Genomic DNA, 6,615 nt, shown 5'->3' on the forward strand with positions numbered 1-6,615 from the left:
TGGCATCCGAGACAGCACTTCACCTAAGTCGTATCGCCTAATCACGTTATCCCGCAACAGCTTTCCCGAAAGGTCCGATAACATCCCATGGCAACTCTCACGAGATTCCCCGGCGTCGCCGAGGTGGCGGCGGCCACTCCCGCCGACCGCGACCGCGTCCTGGACGTCATCCGCATCACGTCGCTGATCGGTGTGGTGCTCGGCCACACCGTGATGGCCATCAGCATCATCAAAAACCACGTGTTGATCTGGGACAACCTGCTGACCACCTCGGTGGTGTTCCAGGCTGCGACCTGGCTCCTGCAGATCATGCCGCTGTTCTTCTTCGCCGGCGCCGCGGCCTGCCTGTCGTCGTGGTCCGCCGGCACGAACTGGGGTGACTGGCTGATGAAACGCTGCACCAGACTGTTCCGGCCGGTGTTCTACTACCTGGCGTTTTGGGCTGTGGTGCTGACGGTGCTGTATCGAGCTCTGCCGCAACACATTTACGAGCCGGTGGCCGGTGTCAGCACGCAGCTGCTGTGGTTCTTGGGGGCCTACGTGCTGGTGCTGGCCGCCATGCCGGTGCTGCACCGCATCACCACCGCGGGGCGTCTCGCCGCCGCTGTGGCCTGCGTCTATGGGACCATCGCGGTGATCGACGCCATCAGGCTGCACTGGCCGGCCATGATGCCCCTGGGTTACCTCAACCTGGCCGTCTGGCTCATCCCCGCCATGTTCGGCATCGCCTACCGTCGCCGGCTGCTCAGCGGGCGTGCCGCACTGGCCGTCGCGGCGATCGCGTTCGCCGTCGACGTCGCACTGGTGGCCTGGGGTCCGTATCAGATCAGCATGGTCGGCACCGGTGATCACCGCCTGTCCAACACCAGCCCGCCCTCGCTGCTGCTGGCCGGCCACGCAATCGTCCTGAGCGCGTTGGCGATCGCCGCCGCGCCGGCGATCGCGCGCTGGGCCCGGCGGCCTCGGGTGTGGTGGTGGACGGCGATCGGTAACTCCGGGGCCATGACCCTGTACTTGTGGCACATGCCCGTGCTGCTGGGCGCGCACCTGGTCTTCGACTACCTCGGCTGCCCCCGGTACCCGGGCGCGCGGGACTTCCTCGCCGTCAGCCTCGCGCAACTGCTCATCGTGATCGGCGCCATGGCCGTGCTTTTCGTCGCGTTGCGCCCGCTGGAGAACAACCCGCTGCCGGGCTGGGACGGCGCCCCGACGGTGACGGGGCCCGGTCGGGGAGCGGCCGTCGGCAGCCTGTTGTGTGTTGCGGGCGTGGCGATCCTGGCTGCCATCAGGTGGGGACTCAAGGACGACGGCCTGGTGTGCATGGCGGTGATGGTCACCGCGTTGGTCGGCGCCCGCGTCATGGCCACCGCACCGGCGAAGCGCCTCACCGCGGCGCGCAGGTAGCTCGATGATTCCACGACCCGCGGCGCGGTCGGTCGGCTGCGCCGCGGGTCACGGCTCCTCGTCGAGGCCGTGCTCGATGGCGTAGCGCGCCAACTCCACCCGATTGGCGACCTGAAGTTTGCGAAAGGTCGCCTGCACGTGATTCTCCACGGTGCGGTGGCTCAGTGACAGCTTCTGAGCGATCTGTTTGGCGGACAAGCCCTTTGCCACGTAGCGCAGCACCTCGGTTTCGCGTTCGGTGAGGCTTGGCCTGGCGGGACCGTCGTCCTTGCTCTGTGCCATACGCCGGTATTCGCCCAGCACCAACCCGGCCAGGCTCGGGGTGAACACGGCGCGGCCCTCGGCCGTGGCCGTCACGGCTTGCGCCAGTTCGGATTTGGATGCGCTCTTGACCAGATAGCCGATCGCGCCGGCTTTGACGGCTTCCAGCACGTCGTCGCGCTCGTCGGACGCCGAGAGCACCAGTACCCGAGACGAGGGGGAGACCGCGAGCACTGCCGCGGTCGCCTGCGCCCCGTCGCCGTCGGGCAGTTGCATATCCATCACCACCACGTCGGGCTTGACCACGGCCGCGCGGCGCCGCGCCGCGGCGACGCTGTCGGCGGTGGCGACCACGGTGAACCCGTCGTCGGCCAGGTCGCGGGCGACCGCGTCGCGCCAGATGGGATGGTCGTCAACGACCATCACCGTCGTGGGGGTCTCATCGGTCATGGAACGCCTCTCCGCGTGGCACGCACAATTCCCACTCGGCGCCTTCGCCGGGTTCGCTGCGCAGGTGGGCGCTGCCGCCCAGCGAAGCCAGCCGCCCGACGATCGACTGGGAGATGCCCAGGCGGCCCTGCCTGACCGCCTCCTCGAGCCGGCCGGCGGCGATTCCGACGCCGTCGTCGCGGATGCTCACGAGGACGGAATCGCCGAGGTCTTCGACGAGCACGAAGGCGTGGGCGCCGGGTCCGGCGTGCGCGCCCACGTTGTCCAAAGCGTTGCCCACCGCGGCGTCGAGCTCGGTGCCCACCCGGCGGCCCAGGGGCACCGGTGCCGGGGGCAGGCTGAGGGACACTCGGTCGGATTCCCTGCACCGCAGCAGGGTGCGCAGGTCGACGGTGGCCCCGTCGGTGTCGTGGTCGGCGTCCGTGCTGGCCAGCCATCGCCGCAGTGCGCGTTCCTGCTCGCTGGCCAGGTCGGCGAGTTCTGCTGTGGCGCCACCGATTTCGTGGCCCCTCTTGGCCACCAGCGCCAGCACCTGGATGGCTCCGTCATGGACCTGGCGGGACAGGCGTTCCCGTTCTTGCACCGCGGCGGTCAACCGGGCCGCCCGTTGAAGCTCATCGTGGGCGCGGCGCGCGGTTTGGGCGGCCATGCCGATCGCCATGCCGATCGCAAGCTCGATGATGGCGGTCGCGTTATGCCCCAGGTTGAGGGCGAAATAGTTCTTGACCGTGAAATTGGTGGCCATCACCACCAGGCCCGTGAGCATGCCGCCGGCGGGGCCGAACTGGATGGCCGCCGAGATGGTGGGGTTGCTGGCCCACAGCGTCGTCGGCCAGGTCTGATTGTCAGCCGCCCAGTGTGGGTCGGTCACGAGGGGATTCGACGACATGAGCAGCACGACGATCACGATCTCGGCGAGCACCCATGCCGGTCGGCGGCCGAAGCCGCGCAGGTAAGCCACCGCGCAGGCCGCGCTCCAGCCGATGAGCACCGCGAACAGCACCCAGCCCAGCGCGGGGCGGCGCAGATCCGGGTTGATGGCGATTTGGAACCCGGTCGCGTAGACGCAGCTCAGCAGCCGGAACACCTGCGCCGCACGCCATAACGGCGTGGTGGGATCAAGGCTGTTTTTCGCCATCGTGGCCAGCATAAATGTGGGGCCCGATGACGGTCGGGAAGATCGGCGCGTCGTTAACCTCAGCAGGCCGGTAATCGAGCCACTTCATGACGCCAGGCGGCCTCCGCGGTGAAAGACGACCCCAGGTCCGGCAGGTCGTCCCAGTCCGCGTCGTCGATATCGCGCAGGGCGCCGCCGGCGGCTCTCACCCGCAACGACATTCGGGCCAGCGCGTCGAGGCTGATCGCCTGCAGCACCGCCTCCTGCACCGTGGCGGCGGCGCTGGTGATCCCGTGTCCGCGGCAGATCACGACCGGCCGGCCGCGCATGGCGGCCACCATCTCCTTGCCCAGCGCCGGGGTGCGGATCAGCACGGCGCGCTCGTAGACGGGCACGCCGCCGCGCGCGAGCCACGCGCCGGGAATGTCGAATGCCCCGTAGATCGGGCGGATCGCGATGCCGGCCAGGTCGGCGGCGACGACTGCGGGTGGGTGCAGATGCGCGACGGCGCGGTGCCCCGGATCGGCCAGCATGGTCTCCACGTGGATCGGCAGCTCGTTGGGCACGCGATAGCCGCCGAGTTCACCTTCGGCGCCGGCGCCGCCGTCGAAGGTGATCAGCCGAATGTCGCTGGGCCGGGTGAACGCCACCCCGGTGTCGGCGTCGCTTCGACAGCGGATGAGCAGCCGCTCGTCGTCCACTCGCAGGCTCAGGTGGCCGAGGATGCCGTCGACTAGGCCGCGGGCGGCGGCCACCCGGCAGCCCTGTGCCACCAGCGCGCGTTGCTCGTCGAGGGGGGTCAATGCGGTGCGCCCAGCCCGAATCCGCCGTCGGGGCGGACGGTTTCGCCGGTGATGCCGCGGGCGCGGTCGGAGGCCAGGAACACGAAGCTCCACGCGTGGTCCTCGCCGGACAGGGCGACGTTCAGCGGCGTGCGCGCGGCTAACTCCTGCGCCCGGTCCGGGGTGTCGTCGAGGCGGACGCCGTCCAGTCCCAGGCTGGCGAGCCCGCGCAGATCGGTGCCGAGCGTGCCGCCCGGCGCCACCCCGTTGACCCGGATCCGCGGCGCCAGCTCATGAGCCAGGGCGGCCACCAAGCCGCGGACGGCGAACTTCGACGACACGTACAGGGCACCGCCGCGCCCCGGGTAGAACGACGACGCGGACTCGGTCAGGACGATCGAGGGTCCCGCCCCGGCCCGCAACCGGGGGAGGGCGGCCTTGACGGACTGCAGGTGGCTCAGCACGTTGGTGTGGAACGTCTCGTCGAACGCGTCGGGAAGGGCATCGGCGTCGATGTCGGCGATGCCCCGGTAAAAGTCGAAGATTCCGACGCAGTTGACCAGCGTGTCCAGACCGCCGTAGGCGTCCACGGCGGCGTCGACCGCTCGTTCGTTGGCGTCGCGAGTGATCGCGTCGCCCTCGACGACCGGAACGCCGGGCAACTGCCGGCTCAGGGCCGCGCACTTGCGCTGATCACGTTCCAGCGCGGCAACTTTCGCGCCCTCGGCGAGAAATGCGTCGATCACCGCCCGGCCGATGCCCGATCCGGCGCCGACGACCAGGGCGCGCTTACCCTCAAGCCAGCCGGTCATCGCCCTCCCCGGCCTCATCGGGCAGCAGCGGCGCGTGGGAATTGCCCACCATCGCGGCCAGGGTGCGGCCGTTCTGCCAAGTCAGGGCCTCGACCTCGAGGGCGTCCAGGGTGATCCATTGCCCGGACCGCGGCGCGCTGATCAGCAACCGCGAGCCGTTTCGGGTGTCGACCCGGCGCACCACCACCTCGGTGAATTCGTTTGCCACGACAAGGGGTTCGCCGACCGCCCCGTCCAGCAGCCGCTGCAGTTCGTCATTCACAGGAACACCGCCAGATTCTGCATCCGTAACACCGACTCGTCGGCGATGATATTGCGCCGGGCCAGCTTCAGTGTCCTTTCGGGACCGCCGCACCAGCGCAGCAGGTCCTGGCGGCCGCACGACAACAAGGCGCTTTCGTTCACGTCGCCCCGGCTGCGGAACAGCAGCTCGGCCGATTCGACCACCAGATGCGCCGGGTCGTCGGCCTCGAACGTGCGCACGTTGGTGATGAAATGACGTAGCCGCGACGGCGGATCCTCGGCCCAGGCATGCTCGGTGCCCATCCGCGCGACCCGCTGACTCAGCGAGTATTTGTCCTCGTCGAAATGCGCCATGCCGGGCCCCCGTGCCGGTGCTGCGTCGAACCCCGCGCCGCGCGCGGTGGTCACCCGCACGGGCATCACGTAGCGGACGTCGTCGGTCAGCGTCTCGAGCCACGCCTCGTACTGCTGGGCGTCCAGCAGGTAGGCCTCCTCCACCAGGAACTGGTGCGCCTGCAAGTGCCGAACATCGTTGAACGGCAATGGCTTTCTCACGAGCCGTTTCCCTGCAGGTAGTCGGCCCACATGTTGAGCAGCGCGCGCTGGTTGTATTCGTTGTAGCCGACCTGCGCGCGGCCCGGCCCGTGGAACGCGTCGGCGGCCAGCGGTTCGACGACGGGGCTGCCGTCGGACAAAAGGCCCATCCGGCTGTTCAGCAACAGCCGACGGGCCATCGAACCGCCGGCCGTGGTGGTCAGCGACACCCAATTTTCCACGTCGTCCTGCTCGAACATGCCGGTCGAACCGAAGCACATCAGATAGGCCTTGTACGAATCCTGTTTGTACTGAGGGGGAGCCGCCGAGTCCACCGCGAACCACGAACACACCTCGGTTTCGTGCTCGCTGACCGGCTGCCACAGCCGGATCGAAATGAACGGCAGCGTTTCGTCGTCGTGGCCGTCGCGCACCTTGGGCCAGTTGTGCACGAAGCTCAGGTTCGGGAAACAGGTGGCGGCCGAGATCATGAACCCGTCCTCGCCGACCAGTCGCTGCTGTCGCGGCGTCCACACGCCTTTGATTCGGCCGATCATGTCGTCGGGATAGCCGACGTAGCGCATCCGCTCCTCGAAGCCGCCCGGCGGAAGTTTGTAGGTGGTGCCGCCGCCCCGGTGCGCCCAGTAGGTGGCGCCGTCCTTGCGCTTCTGCGCTTTCGGCTCGCGGAACAGGCCGATGTCCACGATCGAGGCGTGGGTGTGCGGCGTGTGGTACATGTCGCCGGCGAAATTCTCGGCGCCGATCTTCCAGTTCGCCTTGATGCGCCAGCGCTGCGGCCCCCGCACCGAACTTCGCGAGTTACAACGGCCTGCTGTTCATCAACTTGGACCCAGGGGCCGAACCGCTCGAGGACTTCCTCGGCGACTTCAAGTTCTATCTGGACTTCTACACCAAGCAGAGCGCCGGCGGCGTGGAAGTGCGGGGGCCGCAGCGCTGGCGCATCAAGGCGAACTGGAAGATCGGCGCCGAGAATTTCGCCGGCTACTGGTCG

The 6,615-nt window shown here is 68.7% G+C and carries 7 protein-coding genes and 2 pseudogenes; 2 read left to right on the forward strand and 7 right to left on the reverse strand.

All coding sequences use genetic code 11. The annotated features are described in order from the left end of the window. Positions 1-87: 87 nt before the first annotated feature. On the forward strand, positions 88-1,404 hold the full coding sequence (locus tag A5704_RS25825; RefSeq protein ID WP_067782572.1) for an acyltransferase: 1,317 nt from the start codon (positions 88-90) through the stop codon (positions 1,402-1,404). Between the two features lie 48 nt (positions 1,405-1,452). Here the strand turns inward: A5704_RS25825 and A5704_RS25830 are convergent, their stop codons facing one another. From A5704_RS25830 to A5704_RS25860, 7 genes and pseudogenes are all read right to left on the reverse strand, one after another. Then, positions 1,453-2,115 carry a response regulator transcription factor gene (locus tag A5704_RS25830; protein ID WP_067751640.1) on the reverse strand — a complete coding sequence of 221 codons (663 nt, stop codon included), beginning with the start codon at positions 2,113-2,115 and terminating at the stop codon, positions 1,453-1,455. Continuing rightward, positions 2,105-3,265 carry a MacS family sensor histidine kinase gene (gene macS, locus A5704_RS25835; protein WP_067751643.1) on the reverse strand — a complete coding sequence of 387 codons (1,161 nt, stop codon included), beginning with the start codon at positions 3,263-3,265 and terminating at the stop codon, positions 2,105-2,107. The genes A5704_RS25830 and macS overlap by 11 nt, the downstream gene beginning before the upstream one ends. Before the next feature lie 47 nt (positions 3,266-3,312). After that, entirely contained in the window at positions 3,313-4,035 is a 723-nt protein-coding gene (locus A5704_RS25840) for a class II aldolase/adducin family protein (protein ID WP_082954978.1), read from the reverse strand. Beyond that, on the reverse strand, positions 4,032-4,826 hold the full coding sequence (gene hcaB, locus A5704_RS25845) for a 3-(cis-5,6-dihydroxycyclohexa-1,3-dien-1-yl)propanoate dehydrogenase (RefSeq protein WP_067751646.1): 795 nt from the start codon (positions 4,824-4,826) through the stop codon (positions 4,032-4,034). Before hcaB ends, A5704_RS25840 begins: the two co-directional genes overlap by 4 nt. Then, positions 4,810-5,088, reverse strand: a complete 279-nt coding sequence (locus A5704_RS25850; RefSeq protein WP_067751649.1) for a dihydrodiol dehydrogenase — start codon at positions 5,086-5,088, stop codon at positions 4,810-4,812. Before A5704_RS25850 ends, hcaB begins: the two co-directional genes overlap by 17 nt. Beyond that, entirely contained in the window at positions 5,085-5,624 is a 540-nt protein-coding gene (locus A5704_RS25855; RefSeq protein WP_067751652.1) for a 3-phenylpropionate/cinnamic acid dioxygenase subunit beta, read from the reverse strand. The genes A5704_RS25850 and A5704_RS25855 overlap by 4 nt, the downstream gene beginning before the upstream one ends. Further along, positions 5,621-6,409: pseudogene (locus tag A5704_RS25860) on the reverse strand (SRPBCC family protein); the annotation flags it as partial. The gene A5704_RS25855 and the pseudogene A5704_RS25860, both read right to left, overlap by 4 nt. On the opposite strand from A5704_RS25860, the pseudogene A5704_RS28640 reads away from it, so the two are divergent. Continuing rightward, a pseudogene (locus tag A5704_RS28640) lies at positions 6,403-6,615 on the forward strand (aromatic ring-hydroxylating dioxygenase subunit alpha); the annotation flags it as partial. The pseudogenes A5704_RS25860 and A5704_RS28640 overlap by 7 nt on opposite strands.

Origin of the sequence: Mycobacterium sp. E735 (assembly GCF_001666955.1) — a bacterium.
Classification (GTDB): Bacteria; Actinomycetota; Actinomycetes; order Mycobacteriales; family Mycobacteriaceae; genus Mycobacterium.

Coding starts and splice junctions, on each gene's coding strand:
- A5704_RS25825 (WP_067782572.1), top strand. CDS start 88: ATGGCAACTCTCACGAGATTCCCCGGCGTCGCCGAGGTGGCGGCGGCC.
- A5704_RS25830 (WP_067751640.1), bottom strand. CDS start 2,115: ATGACCGATGAGACCCCCACGACGGTGATGGTCGTTGACGACCATCCC.
- hcaB (WP_067751646.1), bottom strand. CDS start 4,826: ATGACCGGCTGGCTTGAGGGTAAGCGCGCCCTGGTCGTCGGCGCCGGA.
- macS (WP_067751643.1), bottom strand. CDS start 3,265: ATGCTGGCCACGATGGCGAAAAACAGCCTTGATCCCACCACGCCGTTA.